Origin of the sequence: Brevibacillus sp. HB1.4B, assembly GCF_013284285.1 — a bacterium.
GTDB lineage: Bacteria > Bacillota > Bacilli > Brevibacillales > Brevibacillaceae > Brevibacillus > Brevibacillus porteri.
The window spans coordinates 1-20305 of record NZ_JABSUT010000006.1 but is presented as its reverse complement, the minus strand read 5'-3'; the positions used below and the strand labels follow the sequence as shown (position 1 = coordinate 20305).

Here is a 20305-nt window from a genome sequence, read left to right as displayed (position 1 = left end):
GATACACATGAATATTACAAAGGTAGAAGCAGCCGTGGGAAACATTGCGATCGTGAGCGGAAGCGAGGTATTGATTATTGATGTGCAGTCAGCTCTGGATCTGATTGCAACCGTACACTATGAGGCAGACAGTAATCGTATCATTATAAACAAATCATTGATTAACGAAAGCTTTTTCGATTTGAAAACACGCCTTGCTGGCGAGATCCTGCAAAAGTTCATCAATTATCGCGTGAAAGTAGCCATTGTAGGAGATTTTTCGGTGTACACAAGTAAAAGTCTAAAAGACTTCATCTATGAATCCAACAACGGAAACGACATCTTTTTCTTACCGACCGAAGAGCAGGCGATCGAGAAGTTAAGCCAGGTGAAATAGAAATGGATCAGGCGTACCCCATGGTGAACATCCCAGCAGGGAAGAGCGAATTACGGGACGATCGAATCAAGGCGACATGGACAGCCGAGGTGAACGCTTTTTTACTCGCACCGGTTCCTGTTACGAACGCGTTATACTTCTCGGTTGTACAAAAATCAGCTGGTCAGAATGACCACTCCGAGGCTCCCGTTGTAAATGTCTCGTGGAACGATGCGATTTCGTTTTGCAATCTGCTGTCTCAGCAAGCGGGTCTCACGGAATGCTACTCGATGAGTGAAGATGGTGAGCGTGTCGTATGGAACGTCGAAGCGGATGGCTATCGTCTGCCAACAGAGGCGGAATGGCAGTACGCGTGCAAAGCAGGGACGGGTGGTTATCGGTACGGCGAGCTGGATGAGATCGCATGGTACGAAGAGAACGCTGAGGGTACAGCACATGTGGTAGGACAAAAGCTACCGAATTCGTGGGGACTCTATGACATGCTGGGCAATGTTTGGGAGTGGTGCTGGGACCTTTATGATGTGAACGTTTACGGCTCCTACCGAATTTTTCGTGGTGGCAGCTGGGCAGAAGAGGCCAGAGGCTGTGGAGCGACGTGCCGCCGTCGCAGTCACCCCACGTTTCGGATTGATGATCTCGGCTTTCGTCTTGCCAGGTCCCTGTAAGGTAGGGGGTTGCAAAATCCAAAAGAATCCGTTATATTGATTTTAGTTAGATAATCTAATTATATTCAAGGTGGATCATGAGCAGAAAAAACAAGAGAGAGCATACATCCGATCAATTGCCAAAACTAGGTATTCAGCCGTATTTGGATCTGATGGAAAAAACAGCTCTGCAAAATACGGATCGCAAATTGGCTCATTTGGGGTTATTGATGCTATGGCTGGGGGATAACGCCATAGACACTATTGATTTGAATTTGGAGTCATTCGGCATAACGGAGAGTAAATGGGACGTTTTACTGTTGCTTACGTTACATGAAGACAGAGAGCTTATCACCCCCTCTTCGCTTGCAGACAGGCTGGGCATTCGGCGTGCTTCTGTTACAGCTTTGCTGGACTGGCTGGAAAAAAGGCACTGGATAATCAGGGAGCAAAGCACGCTGGATGGTCGCAAGATTCATGTCAAACTAACACAGGAAGGCAGAGAATTAGTAGCCAGAGCACTGCCAGTTTTCTGGTCTGCCTGCTCCTCCATTATGAGCGACTTAGAAGAGGAAGAACGGATGCTGCTGGAAAAAATCTTGATGAAGTTGAATCGCAGCATGGAAGAAAAACTGGGGGTGGGAAGATAAGATCATATTTTTTTGTGAATATAATTAGATAATCTAACTATAATGGGTGTAAATAATTGAAAAAGAGGTGTGCGATGTCACAGCGAAACTACTCACTCATGACGGCAATCCTATGCTGGTCTGGAATCGTCGTCATGTCGAGCTTATACGTTACGATTCCCCTTATGACCATATTTGCCGATATTTTCCGTATTACGTTGACACAGGCTGCAGTGGTAGGCAGCGCATTTTCGGTTGGGTTTGCCATAGGATGCCTGATTTATGGACCGTTGTCCGAAAAGTATGGCCGCAAGAACGTTATTGTGATCGGGATGATTGCCCTGGTTCTATTTTCTTTGTTGCTTGGTAGTACAAATGATTTCGCATGGATCATTGTACTTAGGAGCTTGCAAGGTGCTGCCGCAGCTACGTTCTCGCCTGTTGCGCTCGCCTATGCTGTGGAAATGTTCCCTGCGGCAAAACGGGTAACGGCAATCGGATTTATCAGCACAGGATTTTTGGCGGCAGGGATCATTGGTCAAGTGATCAGTAGCTTCATGAGTCAGCAATACAGTTGGCACGCCGTATTTTATATGCTTGCTGCTATTTATTTCGTGACGCTGCTCGTGGTGATGAGGTGGCTGCCAAAAGAAGAGAGTTCTCTTGCTACCGTGAATATTTGGGAGCCGATTAAGCGAATCCCCTCCCTGTTCAAACAAAAAAATATCGTCTTGAGCTACATGATCGCTCTTGTATTGCTTATGTCATTCGTTAATATGTATACGGTTTTGGGGAGTTATTTGGTGGGACCCGATTTTGGGCTTAGCAACAAGGAGATTCTGCTTGTTCGAATGATAGGTGTAGTGGGCATGCTCATTTCTCCGCTGGCGGGCGGGCTGGCAAAACGGTTTGGCTTACGTACCGTGCTCCGCTGCGGATTAGTTCTGGCAGTGGTCAGTATGGCTTCCCTCGGTATAATATCTAACTTGGCTCTTTTGATTGGTACGAGTGTGCTTTTCGTTGCAGGAATTGCGTTATCCGTTCCTTCCCTGATCACGCTTATTGGACAGCTAGGGGGCAAATCGCGGGGAATTGCGGTTTCGGTGTATACGTTTATCCTGTTTTCGGGAACAAGTCTTGGGCCGATCTTGTCCATCCGTTTTATGAATTTTGGCAGCTATGGACTTACTTTTGTACTGCTTGCAATCGTACTTGGTATTGGTCTGTTGGCTGCATGCCTGATTCATAGTGATTCCGCGGTTGAAAGCATTAGCACAAAACCTCCTTCGCCACTAGTTTAGTGGTTAAGGAGGTTTTGTTGTTATAAACGACGGCTGCTACCGATTATTTTGTTGATTCAGCAAGCGTTCTCGTTGCTTATGCATGGCAATGAAAGCGGCAAACACGAGCAGCAGGCTTCCTGTGAACAGAAACCCTTCCTTAATGGAGAAGGGCAGCCACCCTAATAGGCCTGAGCCGACGACCACACCGAGAGAGAAGAAGGCGTATAAGTAACCGTGTGCTTTCCCCCGCAATTCTTGCGGCGTCGATTGAATGAGCATCGTATTGACAGAGGGAAACAAGAGAGCAAAGCCTATCCCATATAGTCCTAACATGCAATACAGTGCCAATGTCGTGTTGGATTGACCAATAAGCAACTGACTCACGCCCATGAAACCAATTCCGAGTGACATCGTTTTGGAAGGGGCCACACGATCGAAAATCCGATTGGTCGGAAGCACGAAAATCAGAACAGCAATCAGTCCAAACGTGCTCAATAACGTACCGCTTAATTTCGAGTCATATCCAAGCGATTGGACGTGCAAGGGCAAAAGGTAAGCAATCACACCTTGTGAAAACATGAGCAAAAAGGCACCGCCGTAGGCCTTGATTATCCCCGTATTGAAGATCAAGGCTGAGGTTGGAACGTCCTTCTTGAGCTTCTCTTTCTTGCAGGCCTGAGTGGATTGCAGAAAAATGACGGACAGGATGGCTAGGAAAAAGCCCATAACAGCTACACATGTAAAGACAAAAGGCACGGTGGTTTTGCTAGCCATAATGCCGCTGAATGCAGGTCCGATAATCGCTGCGAGTCCCACAAAGGTACCGGTGAAAGCAACCTTTCGCCCTTGCTGCTCATGTGCAGTGTTATTCGCAGAGAAAGTAAAAGCAGCAGGAACGATCAAACCGGCAACAAATCCGTGAATGATACGCACGATAATCAACAGAAACGGCTGATCGACGATGTGATACAGCAGCAAGGCACAGCTTGATAAAACCAATCCGATCAATAGTGGTTTGGATGGACCAACCTTATCTGTCAGCATGCCAGAGATAATATTGCCAAAGGTATTGGCTAACGAATACAGACCGATGACAAAGCCTATAACAAATGAGCTGGCACCTACGGAAGCAGCAAAGGTACTCATGACCGGCAGTTGCGAGAACAAATCAAAGAACGAGAAAAAAACGATGCCGTATACAAGCAGGGCATTATTAAACGGCTTCAGAGGATACACATCCTGTGCCGTTTTCAGTCTGCGATCCAGAAAGAAGTTCCCAAACGGTACAAAAGCGGCGAGTAACGCAGCAAGAGACCAGAGCAGGCTCCATCTCACGCGAATGGCCGCATAGAGTATCGCTAGAGCATACAGGCAAAATATCCCGCCGTGAATACTTCCTATGATGGTTACGGCTTTGTCTAAGCCCCACACGTATTTCAAGGGCATCGCGATGCCCATCAATACTAATAAGGAAAGGCCATCGAATAGGCCTGTAAGACGTAAAAAGTAAATTGGATGTACCCGCACTTGAGACTCTCCTCATTTTTTATGAAGTGATGCCTCTATCCTACCATTTTTTTTGATGAAGAAAGTGAACAAATTGGGGTCATTCCTGTGTCGATTAGGCAAATAAAAGACGTTTTGCATAATCAGGGTCTTCCAAGAGAGGGCGACCAATCGCGACACTATCGACGAGATGGTCTTCGAGAATTCGATTGGCAAGACTGCGGCTATAGATTTTTCCCACGGCAATGACCGGAATGCTGACATGTTGTTTGATCGCAGCTGCATGAGGCAACTGATAAGCCGTATAGACGTCACTAGGCTGGATCGGGAGCAGCCCCCCTGTTGAGACATCGATCGCATCCAATTCGGACTCAATGGGCTTTAGCATTTGCACCCAGTCTTCTGGGGTTAGACCGCCTCGGACAAAATCTGTGGCAGAAACACGGATGATAACTGGATATTCCCGTCCCACTTCGGCTCGAATCGCCAGAAGTACGTCTTTCAAAAATCGTGCCCTGTTCTCGGAAGTGCCACCATAGGCATCCGTCCGCGTGTTGGACAAAGGCGATAAAAATTGGTGAAGCAAAAAGCCGTGCGCCGCGTGAAGTTCAATGCCATCAAAGCCTGCTTCGACGCTTCTCTTTGCCGCCAAACGGTATTCTTCGACGATGCTCTTTATTTCGGCAAGAGACAGCGACTTAGGGGTCCCGTAGTAATCATCGTACGCAATAGCACTTGGAGCGACCAATTGCTTTGTTACATCAGGCGAAGCCTTCCTTCCGCCATGCGACAACTGGACGAAGATCGGGGTGTGCTCTGCGTGAACAGCTTCTGTTATTTTGCGCAAAGGCTCCACATGTTGGTCGGTAAAAATGCCGATGTCGTTGAGAAACAGTCTGCCGTTGGCTGAGACGGCGGTCGATTCCACAATCACCAGAGACACATGCTTGGCCCTACGGCTGTAAAATTCGATATGATGGTCCGTGGCAAAACCTTCAGGAGTTCCCCGATACTGCTGCATGGGCGACATGATGAGTCGGTTTTTTAAGCGCAAGTTGCCAATGTTTATGGGTTCGTTTACGGTAAATGTCATGTTCTCATTCTCCTCTTCTGTTTATGAGTGACATTTTATGGGAGAATGCTTACAATTTACATAAGTTTTTGAAGGGATTTCAAGTCATTTACCTTACATTTTTATTTGTTTTAGGTATCCCACTTTCGAAAAATGAGGTGCTGTGCGGATGGACCAAATCGATCATAAAATTTTGACAGTGCTTCACGATAATGCCCGGATTCCCATTTCCGAGTTGAGCCGTATGATTGCGATGTCGCAGCCAGCTGTAACGGAAAGAGTGCGAAAGTTGGAGGAGCAAGGCGTCATAACCGCTTATCGGACGGAGCTTTCTCCCCAGAAGCTCGGCAAGCACACGACTGCATTTGTACTGTTTAAAACGAGTGTGTGTAAGGATTTCATTGCATTCTGCGAACGAGCACCTGAGATTGTCGATCTCTACAGGATCAGCGGGGAGTACAATTATTTGATGAAGGTGCTGACTGAGAGTACCGAGTCACTGGCTGCCTTTTTGGATACATGCCACGTTTACGGATTTTCAACGCCTTTAATTGTTCTCTCGAAACCATTCGAGAATAAAAGTTTGGTTCTAAGTACGGAGTGAAAAAACGCAATTTTTGCATTCATGAAAAATGAGTGCTAACAAACATGATCGAAGAGGTGTTCCGATGAAGGATCAAAATACCGAATCACGCAAAATTGTTGGTCAAACGGCATCGACAGGCTTCCAAGTAGGTGTACGCAGGACGATGCCCATTACCCCAGAGCAGGCATGGGCGTTTTTAACCTCGTCCGAAGGGGTGAGATTATGGCTTGGTCATGTATCGAACCTTACCTTTAGGGAGGGGGAGACCTTTATTTCCAGCGAAGGAATATCGGGTCAGTTCCGTGTTGTAAAGCCGCTCCGGCAGTTTCGTTTAAAGTGGTCGATGAAGGATTGGGAAAAGTCGTCCACCCTGCAAATCCGGCTGCTATCTGACAAGCCTGACCGAACGACAATTAGTTTTCATCAAGAGAATTTGGATCATGAGAATACACGAGAGCAAATGAAGCTTCATTGGGAAGAAGTTCTGAATGAAATCAGGCAAAAGGTCTCTATTTTGGAGAGGGAATAAAGACTTTTGAATAGACGCTGACGACCATTGTTGAAGCGGTCAGGGCAGCAGCATCAGCCGTCCGGTGCGGCGTACTTCCTTACGTCTGGCTCGAATGTCGCTCCATTGGACGAGTCCAGCTCCAAATGTGTGGTTCCGCGATCGTCGGTCAGCACGAGTATGCGCGAGCCGACGACAGGGACGCGGTCGGCGCTGGTGCGCATGTGCGCTGAGACGACACGAGGAGCACCGTCGACAATGTAACCTACCTCGACCGTGAACATCGGGAGATCGAAGAGCCAGCGGTTCGCGAAGCTCACGTCGGTCAGCGTCCCGGTGAATGACGAGCCCTCCACGCGGAGGCGAGCGATGTCCGTCTGACGCCGCCGGGCGTGGGCGATCGACCCGGGCAACCGCAGGAGCGTGATGGCGGCCCAGAGGGCGAAGCCGGCTCCGACGACGGCGCCGAGCTCTGGCGGGATCGTCGGCGACGTTGCGATGGCCTCGAGGTCGAATGGTCGCGACGGATCGCTTGTCAGCGTCCAGAGCAGGAGGACTCCCGCGTCTGTGACGAGTCCTCCTGAGACTGCGAGCGATACGAACAAGCCGGCGACCCTGGTCTGTCCGAACTGCTCGACCGCTCGCGAGTACACTCCGCCAGTCGCACCGATCGCGAAGAACAACAGCACCACGGCGACGCCCACCGTGACCGGATGACCGAGGAACATGCTGATCGTCGGTGTTGGCGCCAGGCCGAGCAGGGCACCGAACGGCACGGAGCCTGTCAGCGCCCACAGTGCAGCGGCTGCGAGCAGCCACGGCAGCAACGGAGCCGCGCGTCCGACTCGACGTCCTGGCAGGAGCATAGTCATCCGTCCGTCCTTGTCCGTGGTGGAGAACAGCGGCAGCGTCTCGATGTGCTCCTGCTGACCCTCCGTAGCATCCCTCATCGGCATGGCCCTCCCGAGGAAGATTCTCGCACCTCGAACGGCGGAGGGGGAGTCCCCAAGGAACGGCCGGGTCGATCAACTATAGAATGGAGGAGTTGCTTCCCTTTCTGTATTTCTTCTTCATGAATACTGTATTTGGGTACATCATTTGAAGATCTAGATATCAAGTATCCCTTTTCCATTAATCTGTCAGATATTATTCGTTCGTATTGACGCCGATGATAGTTAGCCATACACACCTTCACCTCCATAATTTTTGTCCACTGTAAATGCCACCGTGTGTCAAAGCTGCCGATCGATGATACCTGCTTTCATATTCGTTTGGTGTAAGGAACAATCCGATCCCCCATGTCGTAAATCACTTGAGGTATATTCAAAGCTGGGATCACTGATGCGCAGTTTGTGTATAACGAGGTTATCAATAAGTTTCTCTTATCATCTTCTGATACTTTGCGGGTGGTGTCAGCGACGCTGGTACAAGCTAACGAGATCAAGCGCGGAGAGCCGTATCACAATTGATGGTACACACAATCAGAAAAAAAATAGTGTTTGATCGTAGTTATATCAGCAGATTAAGACGATAGTGATAGTAGTCCGGCGGAAAAAGGCTATAAAATAAAGCCTTTATTCGCCGCTGTTTTGTTGAACTAACGTTCTCCGTTAACTGTCTTTCCGCAAAGTAGTGTTGATCACCCGGGTATAAAAAAAGATCGGCATGATAGGTCAATGCCGCGAGCTCAAGTGCCGCCTCAAGACCCGTACATTCGGAAGTTCTTCAGTTCCTGATTTGAACATTCTCAAGCTGTAGTTTTCTAGCAGATTCGGTTATTGAATTTTTATTACACCTACGTTATATTCCATATATGAAATACTCAAGATAAGGAGTCTCTCTATGCATACATTATCGAATGTCGAATTCATGCTCCTGCAAATGATCGCGGAACATCGTCAAGCTTCCGGATACGATATTATGAAGTTAGTCGAGCAGCGAGGTTATAAAGAATGGGCGAATATCGGTACAACTTCGATTTATGCAGGATTGAAGAAACTTAGCGATAAAGGATGGATCTCGCCTGAGACATCCGACGAGAAATCCGGCAAGGGGCCAGCGCCTACCCGGTTTGCCCTCACCGAAGTGGGTATACGTAAGCTGAGAAATGAAATTCTTGATAGTCTGTCGTCTACACGGGAACGTGACAACCGCTTCGATCTCGGTTTGGCCGCTTTGCCCCATATCGGGAAGGAAGAGGCCGTCATGGCTTTACGGAAACGACTGGATTTTCTTGGACAAACCTCGATAAAAATAAGACAGAAGTACGAATCACAAGGCGGAGCTAGCTTGCCGCTGAACGTAAGGGCGTTGTTCTTGCATCCATTCAGCTTAATCGAGAGCGAGCAAGCGTTCGTTAGTCGTTTAATACATGAATTATTGGAGGAGGCAAGTAGACATGGACAAATTTATTGAAGGTTTCATTCCTTATCAAGGCGAACATTGCGAAACAACCGCCATGGGCAATTTAATGCAATATGCGGGAGTCCGCTTGTCTGAGCCGATGTTGTTCGGACTCGGGCAAGGGCTTGGATTCATATACTGGGATTCGAAGGGAATGGACTTCCCCTTCATCGGAGGAAGGGTAAAACCGGATAAACTGACCGCTCATCTCGCCGAACGACTCGGCTTGAACGTCAGATATCAAGAAACCTCGTCCGTCAATAAGGCGTGGCAGAACGTCCGAAGCAGCATCGAACACGGCATTCCGGTTGGGCTTAAATTAGATGCCTATTACTTGGATTATTTTAAGAACAAAGTGCACTTCGCCGGTCACTATGCGGTACTTTACGGTATAGATGACGAATACGCCTACATGGCGGACACCAGACAACAGGGTGGACTTGTGAAGACGCGTTTGACAAGCTTGGCCGCTGCCAGAAATGCAAAGGGACCCATGAGCTCCCGGAATCGTTCCTTTACGATCGAGCCAAGCGACGCATTGCTTCCGCTTGTTCCTGCTATACGCGAATCCTTGACCATGAATGCGCATGACTATCTGAACCCGACTATTCGGAATATTGGTAATAAAGGCATTGTTAAAATGAGCAATGAAATCTTGAAGTGGCCTTCTCGCAGCAACAATTTCGAACATGATTTATGTCTTACCGCGACGCTAATGGAGCGGGCGGGAACCGGCGGCGCTTTATTTCGGAATCTGTATAGGGATTATTTGAGAGATTGTGCTGATCGGCTGGAGGACCCGAGGATCGAACAAGCCCACTGTATGTTTACAGAGATCGCTCCCATGTGGGTTAGCGTCTCTGCTTCAATCGACCATGCAGGAAGAACAGGTGATCACCAAGAGCTCGTGCATGCGTCTAAGCTGTTGCTCGAGATTGCGGATAAAGAACGCGCAGCCATGGAGCTATTGTTGTGATAGCCTTATACTTACATTGAACGCAATCATTCCTTTCGGCACGCATGCTTTTACCGAGTGTCAGCTTAAGCACCTCACACGGATTTTATTCTTGTGCAGGTCATTTATTGCTTGGACTTTCTCCCATAATTCTATTGAAATAATTTCTGGGTGTTTGCCGTTTCTTTCAGGCATTTCTTCAAATGTGCCCTTTTACCGAAGATACTATATGTGCCAGGTATACCACCAAAAAGGTAGGTCAGAATATTCCTCAAATTTAAGTAGGGCTGACTGGATTGAACAGGGAGAACGACCTCTATGGCGTTCTCCCTTTTGCTATTGATATAAAGGAACGGACTAAGGATTGAGCTTTAGCCGATCTGAGGGAGAGGTATATAGTTTCAACAAGATTTTCCATTTCCATAGTATGATTATGTTGAGAAAAGATGGAACAAGCGAAAAGGCGGGAGACAATGAACGAATTGCAGAAAGAAGCGCTGGGAGAGATGAAAACAGCCATTCATAAATGGTTTGACGAACGGGAGAATCGAAAGGACGCAGAGGAAGTGGTCTTACGCACCACGCTGCAAGTAGGCATCTTTAACTTTGTCATGCTGGATTATCGGCCGGGCAGGACTAGGGTTGACAGTTCGAAATCTGTGGGGAGTGCCGCAGGCAAAAAGTCGATGAAAGCTTCACCCTTTACGCGGGAGCAGATATTGCATGAGGTTCAGCCCCTGCTGGCGGAAATCGTAAGGGAGAGGCTGGACAAGTTGGAAACGTCGGCGTTGATCAACTACCGTTTTACCTTCCAAGGAACCTTCGCAACGATGGACGGGCTTGTGGAATTAACGGTGCTGGAAACTGTATATGAAGAGAAAAAGCGGCAGCTTCTGGAGCGAATTCAGTCCTATATGGAGGAAAAACTGGAGAAGGGCTCTTACCCGACAAACAGGCGGGAAACCTTCTTTTTGGCGCGCCATCTGCTGGATCCGTATTTATTCCCCGAACCGGAAGTCGCAAAGACGATAGCTATATTTGACCGGATTCAGGAGTTGAATAAAGAACGGGTTGAGACTCTCGCGGAGCATCGAAGAGATATCATTAGGGCTTTGACCGACTGGGCCGAGAATGTATTTTTGCCGCATTACTATGACGTCACCTGTTCCGAATACAGGACCAATGAGTATGTGATCAAGCCGGATGCTGTTTTTGAGAATAAGGATGAACCGAATCAGCCTATCGACCTTCTGTTGTACGGAGCGGTGATGATTATTCGTTACGAGCCGGACTTCAACAAATTCATGGGCCAGACTTTTCTGGAGCTGGCGAAGCAGCTTGGTAGCGGTAAAGCCGCGCGTATGCTGACGGAGGGCAGCGACAGCTTCTCGCAAGAAGACGTCCATATGCGTCATGAATCGGTCGAATGCAAGGCTAACGATGTTTTTTCCCTCTTCACAATCGTTATTCGCAAGGAAGAAGCCGGGGCGTACGAGCGGGCGATTTCGTTTATTCTCTCCCTGCTCCGAAAGGAATTCCCGAAAAGCTATAAAATCAAGTTAAAATCTAGCGTGAGAGAGAATTTACCCATCAAGGGGCTAGCCAAATCGGACACGCACCGATTTTTTGCGAATGCTCTGGCTTATTCCGAGCTACATCCTTTATTGGAGGAATACGCTCGAGAGGCGATGAAAGAGTATGAATGGTACGAGGATACGGAAAGCGAAAGAAGCGTAATGCCGGGCAGTTATGCTGTGTTCGGGCTGGGGCTTTCGTCCGAGCGGTATTTTCCGCTTGTTGAAGCTTACATGGACTTTGTGGATGATGAGCATCAGCTGGTGCATGACAAGTTCACAGTCGTTTTTGCCGAAACCTATGGCATAACGGAACGCTCGACTCCGACCTTGATCGCCTGCCTGCTGCGCTCCCATGATTCGCTAAAGCTGAAGATTCAGCCGGAGCTGGAAAGCGAAGACAAGCTGTCGCTATTCGTACAGCAAATAGAGACTCTGTCGGATGACGAGGCAGAGCGGGTACTGTACCCGATCTGGGGCAAGGCGGAGAAGCTGGCTGCATTGGCTCGCAAGGCGCGGGGAACGCGCAAGGAGCTTATCATTCGTCTGCTAAAGGCAGCGGGTATAGCCTGATGGTGGCTCGGTGAAAGCGGCATTGAAACGTAGGCTTAATGGATAATTACAATGCATAAAAGAAAGGGGGAGAAGAACATGTACATAAGTAAATGGTGGGGAGATTTAATTGGCGGTTCCGATGATTCACTGGCATTAATAGACTATTTGGAACAATTGGACGCAACGGATGTGACGCTCAATCAGATTTTAAAGGACTTGGGTCTGGATGTTCTGCTTTCCGAGGGAGACTTGAAAAACGGCGGAAGTATTGGATTTGATATAAAAAATGCTAACGTCATGTTTCGAGCAGAACTTGATATTGCCTGCTCAGCTCTAATCGATCTTTCAGCCATTGTGTTGGAGTCTCAAAAATCAGGCTATGTCGATTTGCATGATTTGGATGAGGATAGGCAGCCGTGCAAACTTTATATAGATGCCTCTGAAGAAAAAAGGAACCTGCTTCGGGATGAATTGTATAAGTTTTCACGTGATCCGCTGGCTTACGAATTAGCCGAGCTTGTTCCGGCCGATGATATGAGAGAGCTTGCGGAAAAGGCAAAAATAATCGCAGATGAGCTGGTATAAGTTGCATCGTTTGTGATAACGATCCTTTGAATATGGCGATGGGTCATTACAAATAAAGATGGTTGGCGTTTAAGTTTGCCAGGCAGAACACTAAGCTGGCGAGGACCATTAGAATATTAATGGAAGACGGAAGAAAGGGGCTGGTTGTGCCAGCCCCTCTTTCATTTCTTTTTCTCCAACTCCGCCTTTAATCTTGCATTCTCTTCCAACAGCTTTTGAACGTCCGGGACATCCTTGCCGGAAAACCAGCCGTACAAATCGTCTCTTGCTGCATACTCCGGCAATTGATCACGAAGTACCATTTTAATGTGCCGTACATCTTCAACATAATAAGTAGGAATTTGTTCCATGACAGATTGCTTAAACTCTTGAAACTTCTGATAGTACTCAATTGCTGCGAAGTCGTATGGCTTTTGTCTTAATGCTTCATCTGTGACAACAAAAGCAAATCTAGGTTTGCCCGCTTCTCCGGCATACTCATATTCCCACTGTGTATAGCTCTTGGATTCATCAGGAAGCGTTAAACCATAGAATCCTCCGAGAATCAGGATATATACATCGGACTCGTCGATCCATCTCTTCCTAATTTTCATTGGACTTTCCTTGAAAAATTGCTCGATTCCAGCAGGGATATGACCGACTTGAAGTACGGCTTCAACAGCGGTATGTCTTTCCTCAATAAGATCGTAGTAAGTAGACGATATGTAAATTTGCAATTTTTTTCTCATAGGCCCACCCAAATTAAAGAATTAGTATAAATAGAATCTACCACTCACTCACTTTATTTTCCAGTGAAGTGAATCGTTAATTCCTGATCTGTGTTTTTTTATTCTTCAAAGACTTCTAAATTGGCCATTTTTTTCTTTACCTTTGTTAGTTATCCAACCTATGCGAAAAGTATAGATAAAGAGTAAGGAGAAATTCGTAGAGTATTTTGGAAGAAAGCTCGGTATTGTTATTCGATACCGAGCTTATTCATTCCTATGCTCATAATTGGCAAGAGAATGCACATAGCTTATCAGTAGCGGGCGCATAAGTCCTTGCTGGTGAGTGAAGTGGGAGGGAGACAAATGAGCAATGAATTGATAAGGAGTGAAATAGAGAGCAACCTGAAGGCCAAAGTAGCTTCTGATCCACAACTGCACAATGTCTATTTGTTAATCCATTCTGAGAAGCTGGATATCCACTGGCCAATAGCGGCTGGCAATACTGATGGGGGGACAGCCAACCCGAATCAACCCTATCACACGGCTAGTGTGGGCAAGGCTTTTACGGCTGTGATCGTATCGATCCTAGCAGAAAAAGGTCTCGTTACGTTTGACGACCCCATTGCCAACTATTTACCGACTGAGATTCGAAAAGATCTCCACATCTGGAAAGGAAAAGATTACACAAACGAAATTCAGATCAAGCATTTACTCAACAATACTTCTGGATTACCAGATTTCTTTGAAGAAAAGCCGAAGGGAGGGAAAGGATTCCTAGAAGAGATTCTGGAGGATTCTTCACGCTATTGGACGTCGCAAGAAACCATACAATGGTCGAAAAAGCACTTACAGCCGCACTTTGAGCCCGGGAAACGCGTTCATTATACAGACACAGGGTACAATCTGTTAGGGCTCGTGATTGAAAAGGTTACTGCCAAACCATACCACGAAGTTCTCCATGACTACATATTTAACCCCCTTCAAATGAATCACTCTTATTTATCTCAGTATTCCAATCCCGTCAGCAAAAGTGAGCATCCGGTAGCCCATCTACATTTGGACAGGATAAAAATAAATGTAGAAAACTACCGCAGCTTCAGTAGTTTTTACGCGGGAGGACAAACCGTAAGTACAATGGAAGATCAGCTGCGTTTCATGAAAGCACTCGTCCAGAATCAGATGATTAAAAAAGAAACGCTCGAGATCATGCAGCAGTGGAACAACATGCGGATCGGCATGGATTATGGCTATGGACTCATGCGGATGCGTTTTCTTCCGTTCACGCAAAAGTATACGGGATGGGGTCACTTAGGGGCGAGTGGCAGCTACATGCTTTATTTTCCCAATAGGGAGGTATATCTGATCGGGAGCTTCAATCAGACTACGTATCAAGCAAAAGGGATGAACTATCTCTTTTTTCATGTGCTGCGCAAATTAGCGAAGGCAAAACCCCGTCAAGCTTCCAATATTGACAAGTAAACATAAATGCTTGGGAATCCAAGCATTTTTCTTTTTGCTTTTTGTTCATTTCCACTGTATATGGAAATTGAAGTAAAATAGAGGAGTAATCCTATGATTTGAACAAAACAACAACAAAAGAGGTGTGACGATGGTAGAAGAGTTGTCGAATTACCTAAAGAAATGTGACATAGAAGTGGTTGCTGCGGAGGATTTCACGATACCTGCTACAAAGGTAGATAAGCACAGAATCTTGGTCCTGCCTAGCTATAATATACTAGAGATGATAGAAGAAGCGGTAGACGAAGAAGGATCACTCTCTGATTATGTACATAACCAGCTAGAGGAAGTTCATCATCTATCCGTAGAGGATGTCTTTCGGCGAATTGTAAAATCTCGACTTTTGTATACAGACATTTCATCCGAGCTACAAAATTTGGATGGAAAGAACTTTGAAGATATCTATCGGGCATATTCTCTGATATGGGAAGGCCAGGAGCTAATCGATGAACAACTAAGTGAAACAGAGACGGAGTCCTTTCAAATCAGTGAAGCATGGGTACAGGATCGATTAGAGGATGACGCCTTGATTGTCCTGGAATTGCCGCTAGCATCTGGTTATGAAGCGCCGTTGTGGATTCCAATGGGCGGCTTTAATGAATGCCCATTGCCCGTTTACCAGTCCGTTATCGTAAAGCACTGGCAGGAGGTATATGGGATCAGGATTCTCGCTGTGACAGAGGACGCTTGGATTTTTCAAGCCGGTTCAAGACCACAGACCTACCAGGAGGCCCTAAAGCTGGCACAAGAGCATTTCATCTTTTGTCAGTACGTCTTGGATGAGTTTCCTTCCTTAGGGCATTATGCCGATTATTTGATGAAACAGGATGTGTGGTTTTTTTGGTGGGATTAGCTCGCCATATTCCTGAAATATCTCCCGTGTTCCTACAATAAACATAACAAGATACCAAAGAACACTGGGGGAAGGAATGAGCAAATCATGCCTCAAGGAATACATGATGTGGAGCTGAACCTGCCCATCGGGGCGGTATGGCAGTTTGTGAGTATAGTGGAGAATTGGGTTCCACTGGTACCTGGCTACATCAGCCACGAGGTAATCAATGAACGTCGTGTCGCTTGGACGTTTACAGGCGAAATCGGCATCATGAAGAAAACGATCAGCCTGCAAGTGGATATCACTGAATGGACTCCGCCAACTGAGGTGAGGTTCAACCTGACAGGGATCAGCGGGAATTTTACCGGAGAGGGTTATTTCAAAGCGAAGGCACTGGGTGAGGCGCGGACGAAAATGACGGGGTGTCTGGATATCACCGCCCATGGTGTGAAGGGCCCCATGATCAATTCCATTCTAAAATCCAATCTTCCGAAGACAACGAGGGAGCTCGTGGAGGCTATTGGAAAACGTATAACGAAATAGCATCCTTGCCACCAAAACGAAAACACGCCAGCTCGGCGTGTTTTTTTGTGTCATGCACGTTTTGGGAGATAATAAAGGCATTCAAGCGGAATAAGGAGTTCAAAGAGGAAGTGAAGGATTATCACAAGTCGAAAGGAACATTGCCATTTCCGATCAATCAGCCTTTACCTTATGATCTGATCAGGAAAATCGGCCAATACCGAGTATCGAGCAACTTGAAAAAAGCAGAGAGTAAATCACAAAGTCGGCGGAGTTGACGCTTAGAGACGGCGATCCTTATAATTTCTTTATGACAATTCCAATTGTAACCACCAAACTGTATATGCCCCCGCCACGGTTGAAGACCGTTACCCGTCATCGACTGATCGAGCAGTTAAACGAGGGGCTAAACCGTAAACTGACGGTCATTTCAGCACCAGCAGGCTCCGGGAAAACGACACTTGTCAGTAAATGGCTCGCCAGCGGTGATCGACCCTTCGCCTGGATTTCCATGGATGAAGGGGATAATGACCCTGCGTGTTTTCTTACATATCTCTTCACAGCTCTACAAAACATTGACCCGAATATTGGAGCGGGCATATTTCCTTTGCTCCATTCCCCTCAACCTCTACCACTCGAATCGATGATCACGACTCTGCTTCATGAAATAATCGCAGTACCCAACCCTTTTGTTCTAGTCTTCGATGATTACCACGTATTGAAAACGGGGCCACTCGATGATGCCATCTCATTCCTGCTTGAACGCATGCCACCGCAAATACATCTGGTAATTGCGACCCGTGAGGAACCGCGTCTGCCTATCGCTCGGTTACGTGTGCGGAACCAATTGAATGAAGTACGCGCGTCCGATTTGCGCTTTACCTACTCGGAAGCAGCAGAATTTCTGGAGACAGTGATGGGTTTAGAGCTATCACCGGAAAACATCGCTCTGCTCGAAGCCCGCACAGAAGGCTGGATTGCGGGTCTACAGTTAGCGGCTCTTTCCATGAAAGAACAAATAGATATCGCAACCTACCTTCGATCTTTTTCCGGCAGTCACCATTTTATCCTTGACTATCTGGTGGAAGAAGTACTTACCCAGCAATCTGCAAGCATTCAAGCATTCTTGCTGCATACATCCATCCTCGCCCGATTGTCCGGTCCTCTTTGTGACGCCATTTTTGGCGAAAGTGGTATCGGTTCAGGTTCAGGCCAGGAAACGTTAGAATTCCTCGAACGAGCCAATTTGTTTATCGTTCCGCTGGACAGCGAGCGGCGTTGGTACCGCTATCACCATCTTTTTGCTGATTTACTACGGCAGAGGCTCCATCAGCGTTTTTCATCGAAAACAGGAGAGGGCGAACGTATTCTCGCAGAATTACATACCCGAGCAAGCATTTGGTATGAAGACACTGGTCTGGAGATGGAAGCTTTTTACCATGCAGTGGCCGCCAATGATACATCACGAGCAGCGCGACTGGTTGAGGGAGAGAGGATGCCGCTGCTCTTTCGTGGAGGGGTAATCCCAGTACGGAACTGGCTGGAGTCGTTATCACACGAGGAGTTGGATGCAAGACCCGCGCTGTGGGTGATGTACGCCTCTGCCTTGCTGATGACTGGTCAAGTGACTGGCGTTGAACCAAAATTGGTAGCCGCTGAAAAAGCATTACAAGGTTTGAAACAAGAGGCCAGGTCCAGAGATACTCTTGGGCATATCGCTGCTATACGCGCCACATTGGCTGTGAGCAAGCATCAATCAGAGGACATCATGGCCGAGGCCAAGCGAGCTTTAGAGTACCTGCATCCTGACAACTTGCCAGTTCGCACAGCCACTACTTGGTCGCTGGGGTATGCTTATCACCTTCAAGGGAATCGTATCGCAGCCAGTAAGGCTTACCAGGAGGCATTATCAAACAGTGAGAAGATTGGCCATGTCATGATCACCATGATGGCCACGATTGGACTAGCGAAGCTACAAGAGGCAGATAATCAGCTCCATATGGCGGCTGAGACTTATCAGCATGTACGAAAATTGGCTGGTTCTCCTCCCTTACCAGCTGCTTGTGAATCGCATCTAGGCCTGGCCCGGATTTTTTATGAATGGAACGACCTGCGTACAGCGGAACATCATGGTCAACAGTCCATTCAATTAGCACGTCAGCTGGAACAAACGGACAGAGTCGTGGCAACGCAGGTGTTTCTCGCTAGACTGAAGCTAGCACAAGGAGACGTTAGTGGAGCGGCTGCCATGATTGCAAATGCTGAGCATGTTGCTCGCAAGCATGGCTTTATCATGCAGATGCCTCCTATTGCCGAAGCACAAGTCCTTCTATTACTTCAGCAGGACAACCTGACAGCGGCAGCCCGATTGGCACAGAAGCACGACCTTCCCCTGCTCCAAGCCCGTGTACTTCTGGCACAGGGAAATACGTCCGCAGCACTTGCGGTGCTCGAACCATTACTCGAGCAGGCAAGGGCAAAACAGTTAGAGGATGAACGACTCAAGATCATGCTTTTACTAGCGGTTGTTCTGCATGCGCATGGTGATCAAGCAAAAGCTGCGCAAATGGTGAAAGACGCTTTGGTAATAGCGGAGCCGGGTGGCTTCATTCGTACATTTGTCGACGAAGGTATCCCGATGAAAAGGTTATTGTGTGATGCGGAAGTCTATGAAACGATGCCACGTTATAGAGAAAAGCTACTTGCGGAGTGGAAAGAGGAAGAGCCGAAAAGGGAAGGAGGCAATTCGAATCTGCCCCACCATGTTGATTCCCTGATCGAGCCACTTAGTGAGCGAGAGCTTGAAATTTTGCAGCTCATCGAAAAAGGATTATCGAATCGTGACATTGCCCAGCAGCTGTTCCTCGCACTCAGTACGGTGAAAGGGCACAACCGGAATATCTTTGACAAGCTGCAGGTACAGCGGCGTACGGAAGCAGTTGCACGGGCTCGCCAGTTGGGCTTGCTGTAAATTTCAAAACAATACTTAAGTATCTGTATAGCAATACCGTGCTCCCGCTATACTCATGGCAAAGTACAGGTTAGGAGGATGTCAATGAGAGCCGTGGTATGCACGAAATACGGATCACCAGATGTTTTGGAGCTAAGAGAAGTAGAGAAGCCTAGACCTAAGGATAATGAAATCTTGATAAAAGTTCATGCAACAACAGTTACATCTGGAGACTGTAGAATACGAGCCTTCAAAAGTCCGTTCTTGCTCTGGATTCCCATGCGCCTTGTGCTCGGTCTCACCAAACCGCGAAATCCTATTCTCGGTGTCGAGCTATCTGGGGAAGTCGAAGCGATCGGAAAACATGTAACGCGATTTCAAAAAGGCGACCACGTCTATGCATTAAGCGGGATGCGATGCGGGGCGCATGCGGAGTACATCAGTCTGAAGGAAAACGCAATCGTGGGGTTAAAACCGACAAACGTAACACATGAAGAAGCCGCCGCGATTCCTTTCGGGGGAACGACCGCCTTGCATTTTTTTCGAAAAGGAAAGCTGCAAAAGGGACAAAAAGTGCTGATCTACGGGGCTTCTGGATCGGTAGGGACATCCGCGGTACAGCTTGCCAAGTATTTTGGGGCTGAGGTGACAGCAGTGTGTAGTTCTGCCAATTTAGATTTGGTGAAATCGTTGGGAGCCGATAACGTCATCGATTACACGAAAGAAGATTTTACGAAAAAAGAAGAGCGGTATGACATTGTATTTGATGCGGTTGGGAAAGTAACGAAGTCCCATTGCATAAAAGCACTGGCGCCGGACGGGTTATTCCTAACAGTGGATGGGCAAGGGATTGCAAAGGTGCGAACGGAGGATTTGGATTTTCTTAAAGAGCTGATGGAGGCAGGGCAGATAAAAGCGGTTATTGATAGAAGTTATTCGCTGGAACAAGTATCGGAGGCACATAAGTATGTGGAGACAGGGCGGAAGAAGGGGAATGTCGTGATCAAGGTTAGAACATGATGAAATTGTGCCAAAATGAAAGACAAAGGGGGCAACTCTTGTTCAAAGAAAATAATGTTTTAGACTGACTTTCGGAC

19 protein-coding genes are annotated in these 20305 nt (G+C 47.4%); 15 read left to right on the top strand and 4 right to left on the bottom strand.

What is annotated here, in order from left to right; genetic code table 11:
• The first annotated feature begins 7 nt into the window (after positions 1-7).
• The 4 genes from HP398_RS15850 to HP398_RS15835 all read left to right on the top strand — a co-directional run bounded on the left by HP398_RS15850 (position 8) and on the right by HP398_RS15835 (position 2950).
• A complete protein-coding gene (locus HP398_RS15850; protein WP_017250801.1) occupies positions 8-376 on the top strand; it encodes a DUF4180 domain-containing protein in 369 nt (122 codons plus the stop codon).
• Positions 377-378: 2 nt separating this feature from the next.
• The gene (locus tag HP398_RS15845; RefSeq protein ID WP_026043262.1) at positions 379-1041 is read left to right on the top strand and encodes a formylglycine-generating enzyme family protein; all 663 of its coding nucleotides are present in this window, start codon (positions 379-381) and stop codon (positions 1039-1041) included.
• Positions 1042-1118: 77 nt separating this feature from the next.
• Complete coding sequence (locus HP398_RS15840) at positions 1119-1670, top strand: MarR family winged helix-turn-helix transcriptional regulator (protein WP_017250802.1); 552 nt, start codon at positions 1119-1121, stop codon at positions 1668-1670.
• 74 nt (positions 1671-1744) lie between these two features.
• On the top strand, positions 1745-2950 hold the full coding sequence (locus tag HP398_RS15835) for an MFS transporter (protein ID WP_017250803.1): 1206 nt from the start codon (positions 1745-1747) through the stop codon (positions 2948-2950).
• Positions 2951-2986: 36 nt separating this feature from the next.
• Here the strand turns inward: HP398_RS15835 and HP398_RS15830 are convergent, their stop codons facing one another.
• Complete coding sequence (locus tag HP398_RS15830) at positions 2987-4459, bottom strand: MFS transporter (RefSeq protein ID WP_017250804.1); 1473 nt, start codon at positions 4457-4459, stop codon at positions 2987-2989.
• 94 nt (positions 4460-4553) lie between these two features.
• On the bottom strand, positions 4554-5531 hold the full coding sequence (locus HP398_RS15825) for an oxidoreductase (RefSeq protein WP_017250805.1): 978 nt from the start codon (positions 5529-5531) through the stop codon (positions 4554-4556).
• A gap of 148 nt (positions 5532-5679) precedes the next feature.
• Here HP398_RS15825 and HP398_RS15820 point away from each other — a divergent pair, with 148 nt between their 5' ends.
• Both HP398_RS15820 and HP398_RS15815 read left to right on the top strand, forming a co-directional pair.
• Positions 5680-6114, top strand: coding sequence for an Lrp/AsnC family transcriptional regulator (locus HP398_RS15820; RefSeq protein ID WP_017250806.1), 435 nt, complete (start codon positions 5680-5682; stop codon positions 6112-6114).
• A gap of 64 nt (positions 6115-6178) precedes the next feature.
• The gene (locus HP398_RS15815) at positions 6179-6625 is read left to right on the top strand and encodes an SRPBCC family protein (RefSeq protein WP_017250807.1); all 447 of its coding nucleotides are present in this window, start codon (positions 6179-6181) and stop codon (positions 6623-6625) included.
• A gap of 53 nt (positions 6626-6678) precedes the next feature.
• On the opposite strand, the gene HP398_RS15810 is transcribed toward HP398_RS15815, so the two are convergent.
• A complete protein-coding gene (locus tag HP398_RS15810) occupies positions 6679-7554 on the bottom strand; it encodes a hypothetical protein (protein WP_017250808.1) in 876 nt (291 codons plus the stop codon).
• 892 nt (positions 7555-8446) lie between these two features.
• On the opposite strand from HP398_RS15810, the gene HP398_RS15805 reads away from it, so the two are divergent.
• From HP398_RS15805 to HP398_RS15790, 4 genes are all read left to right on the top strand, one after another.
• Positions 8447-9019, top strand: coding sequence for a PadR family transcriptional regulator (locus HP398_RS15805; RefSeq protein ID WP_017250809.1), 573 nt, complete (start codon positions 8447-8449; stop codon positions 9017-9019).
• Positions 9003-9983 carry a BtrH N-terminal domain-containing protein gene (locus HP398_RS15800; RefSeq protein WP_017250810.1) on the top strand — a complete coding sequence of 327 codons (981 nt, stop codon included), beginning with the start codon at positions 9003-9005 and terminating at the stop codon, positions 9981-9983. Before HP398_RS15805 ends, HP398_RS15800 begins: the two co-directional genes overlap by 17 nt.
• Before the next feature lie 452 nt (positions 9984-10435).
• Positions 10436-12109, top strand: coding sequence for a DUF6138 family protein (locus HP398_RS15795; RefSeq protein WP_173623082.1), 1674 nt, complete (start codon positions 10436-10438; stop codon positions 12107-12109).
• Between the two features lie 78 nt (positions 12110-12187).
• Entirely contained in the window at positions 12188-12676 is a 489-nt protein-coding gene (locus HP398_RS15790) for an imm68 putative immunity domain-containing protein (RefSeq protein ID WP_173623081.1), read from the top strand.
• Between the two features lie 161 nt (positions 12677-12837).
• On the opposite strand, the gene HP398_RS15785 is transcribed toward HP398_RS15790, so the two are convergent.
• Positions 12838-13404 (bottom strand): DUF4062 domain-containing protein, encoded by a 567-nt coding sequence (locus HP398_RS15785; RefSeq protein ID WP_173623080.1) that lies wholly within the window; start codon positions 13402-13404, stop codon positions 12838-12840.
• Between the two features lie 342 nt (positions 13405-13746).
• Here HP398_RS15785 and HP398_RS15780 point away from each other — a divergent pair, with 342 nt between their 5' ends.
• The 5 genes from HP398_RS15780 (at position 13747) to HP398_RS15760 (ending at position 20228) form a co-directional block, all read left to right on the top strand.
• Entirely contained in the window at positions 13747-14862 is a 1116-nt protein-coding gene (locus HP398_RS15780; protein WP_173623079.1) for a serine hydrolase domain-containing protein, read from the top strand.
• Between the two features lie 130 nt (positions 14863-14992).
• On the top strand, positions 14993-15754 hold the full coding sequence (locus HP398_RS15775) for a DUF4253 domain-containing protein (protein ID WP_173623078.1): 762 nt from the start codon (positions 14993-14995) through the stop codon (positions 15752-15754).
• 87 nt (positions 15755-15841) lie between these two features.
• Complete coding sequence (locus tag HP398_RS15770; RefSeq protein ID WP_017250816.1) at positions 15842-16279, top strand: SRPBCC family protein; 438 nt, start codon at positions 15842-15844, stop codon at positions 16277-16279.
• Between the two features lie 289 nt (positions 16280-16568).
• Positions 16569-19229, top strand: a complete 2661-nt coding sequence (locus HP398_RS15765) for a winged helix-turn-helix domain-containing protein (protein ID WP_173623077.1) — start codon at positions 16569-16571, stop codon at positions 19227-19229.
• A gap of 84 nt (positions 19230-19313) precedes the next feature.
• The gene (locus tag HP398_RS15760; protein WP_026043263.1) at positions 19314-20228 is read left to right on the top strand and encodes an NAD(P)-dependent alcohol dehydrogenase; all 915 of its coding nucleotides are present in this window, start codon (positions 19314-19316) and stop codon (positions 20226-20228) included.
• Positions 20229-20305 lie beyond the last annotated feature (77 nt).

What these genes read in the sequence shown, in the direction of transcription:
- HP398_RS15850 (WP_017250801.1), top strand. Translation starts at nt 8, where the DNA reads ATGAATATTACAAAGGTAGAAGCAGCCGTGGGAAACATTGCGATCGTG.
- HP398_RS15845 (WP_026043262.1), top strand. Translation starts at nt 379, where the DNA reads ATGGATCAGGCGTACCCCATGGTGAACATCCCAGCAGGGAAGAGCGAA.
- HP398_RS15840 (WP_017250802.1), top strand. Translation starts at nt 1,119, where the DNA reads ATGAGCAGAAAAAACAAGAGAGAGCATACATCCGATCAATTGCCAAAA.
- HP398_RS15835 (WP_017250803.1), top strand. Translation starts at nt 1,745, where the DNA reads ATGTCACAGCGAAACTACTCACTCATGACGGCAATCCTATGCTGGTCT.
- HP398_RS15825 (WP_017250805.1), bottom strand. Translation starts at nt 5,531, where the DNA reads ATGACATTTACCGTAAACGAACCCATAAACATTGGCAACTTGCGCTTA.
- HP398_RS15820 (WP_017250806.1), top strand. Translation starts at nt 5,680, where the DNA reads ATGGACCAAATCGATCATAAAATTTTGACAGTGCTTCACGATAATGCC.
- HP398_RS15815 (WP_017250807.1), top strand. Translation starts at nt 6,179, where the DNA reads ATGAAGGATCAAAATACCGAATCACGCAAAATTGTTGGTCAAACGGCA.
- HP398_RS15810 (WP_017250808.1), bottom strand. Translation starts at nt 7,554, where the DNA reads ATGAGGGATGCTACGGAGGGTCAGCAGGAGCACATCGAGACGCTGCCG.
- HP398_RS15805 (WP_017250809.1), top strand. Translation starts at nt 8,447, where the DNA reads ATGCATACATTATCGAATGTCGAATTCATGCTCCTGCAAATGATCGCG.
- HP398_RS15800 (WP_017250810.1), top strand. Translation starts at nt 9,003, where the DNA reads ATGGACAAATTTATTGAAGGTTTCATTCCTTATCAAGGCGAACATTGC.
- HP398_RS15795 (WP_173623082.1), top strand. Translation starts at nt 10,436, where the DNA reads ATGAACGAATTGCAGAAAGAAGCGCTGGGAGAGATGAAAACAGCCATT.
- HP398_RS15790 (WP_173623081.1), top strand. Translation starts at nt 12,188, where the DNA reads ATGTACATAAGTAAATGGTGGGGAGATTTAATTGGCGGTTCCGATGAT.
- HP398_RS15785 (WP_173623080.1), bottom strand. Translation starts at nt 13,404, where the DNA reads ATGAGAAAAAAATTGCAAATTTACATATCGTCTACTTACTACGATCTT.
- HP398_RS15780 (WP_173623079.1), top strand. Translation starts at nt 13,747, where the DNA reads ATGAGCAATGAATTGATAAGGAGTGAAATAGAGAGCAACCTGAAGGCC.
- HP398_RS15775 (WP_173623078.1), top strand. Translation starts at nt 14,993, where the DNA reads ATGGTAGAAGAGTTGTCGAATTACCTAAAGAAATGTGACATAGAAGTG.
- HP398_RS15770 (WP_017250816.1), top strand. Translation starts at nt 15,842, where the DNA reads ATGCCTCAAGGAATACATGATGTGGAGCTGAACCTGCCCATCGGGGCG.
- HP398_RS15765 (WP_173623077.1), top strand. Translation starts at nt 16,569, where the DNA reads ATGACAATTCCAATTGTAACCACCAAACTGTATATGCCCCCGCCACGG.
- HP398_RS15760 (WP_026043263.1), top strand. Translation starts at nt 19,314, where the DNA reads ATGAGAGCCGTGGTATGCACGAAATACGGATCACCAGATGTTTTGGAG.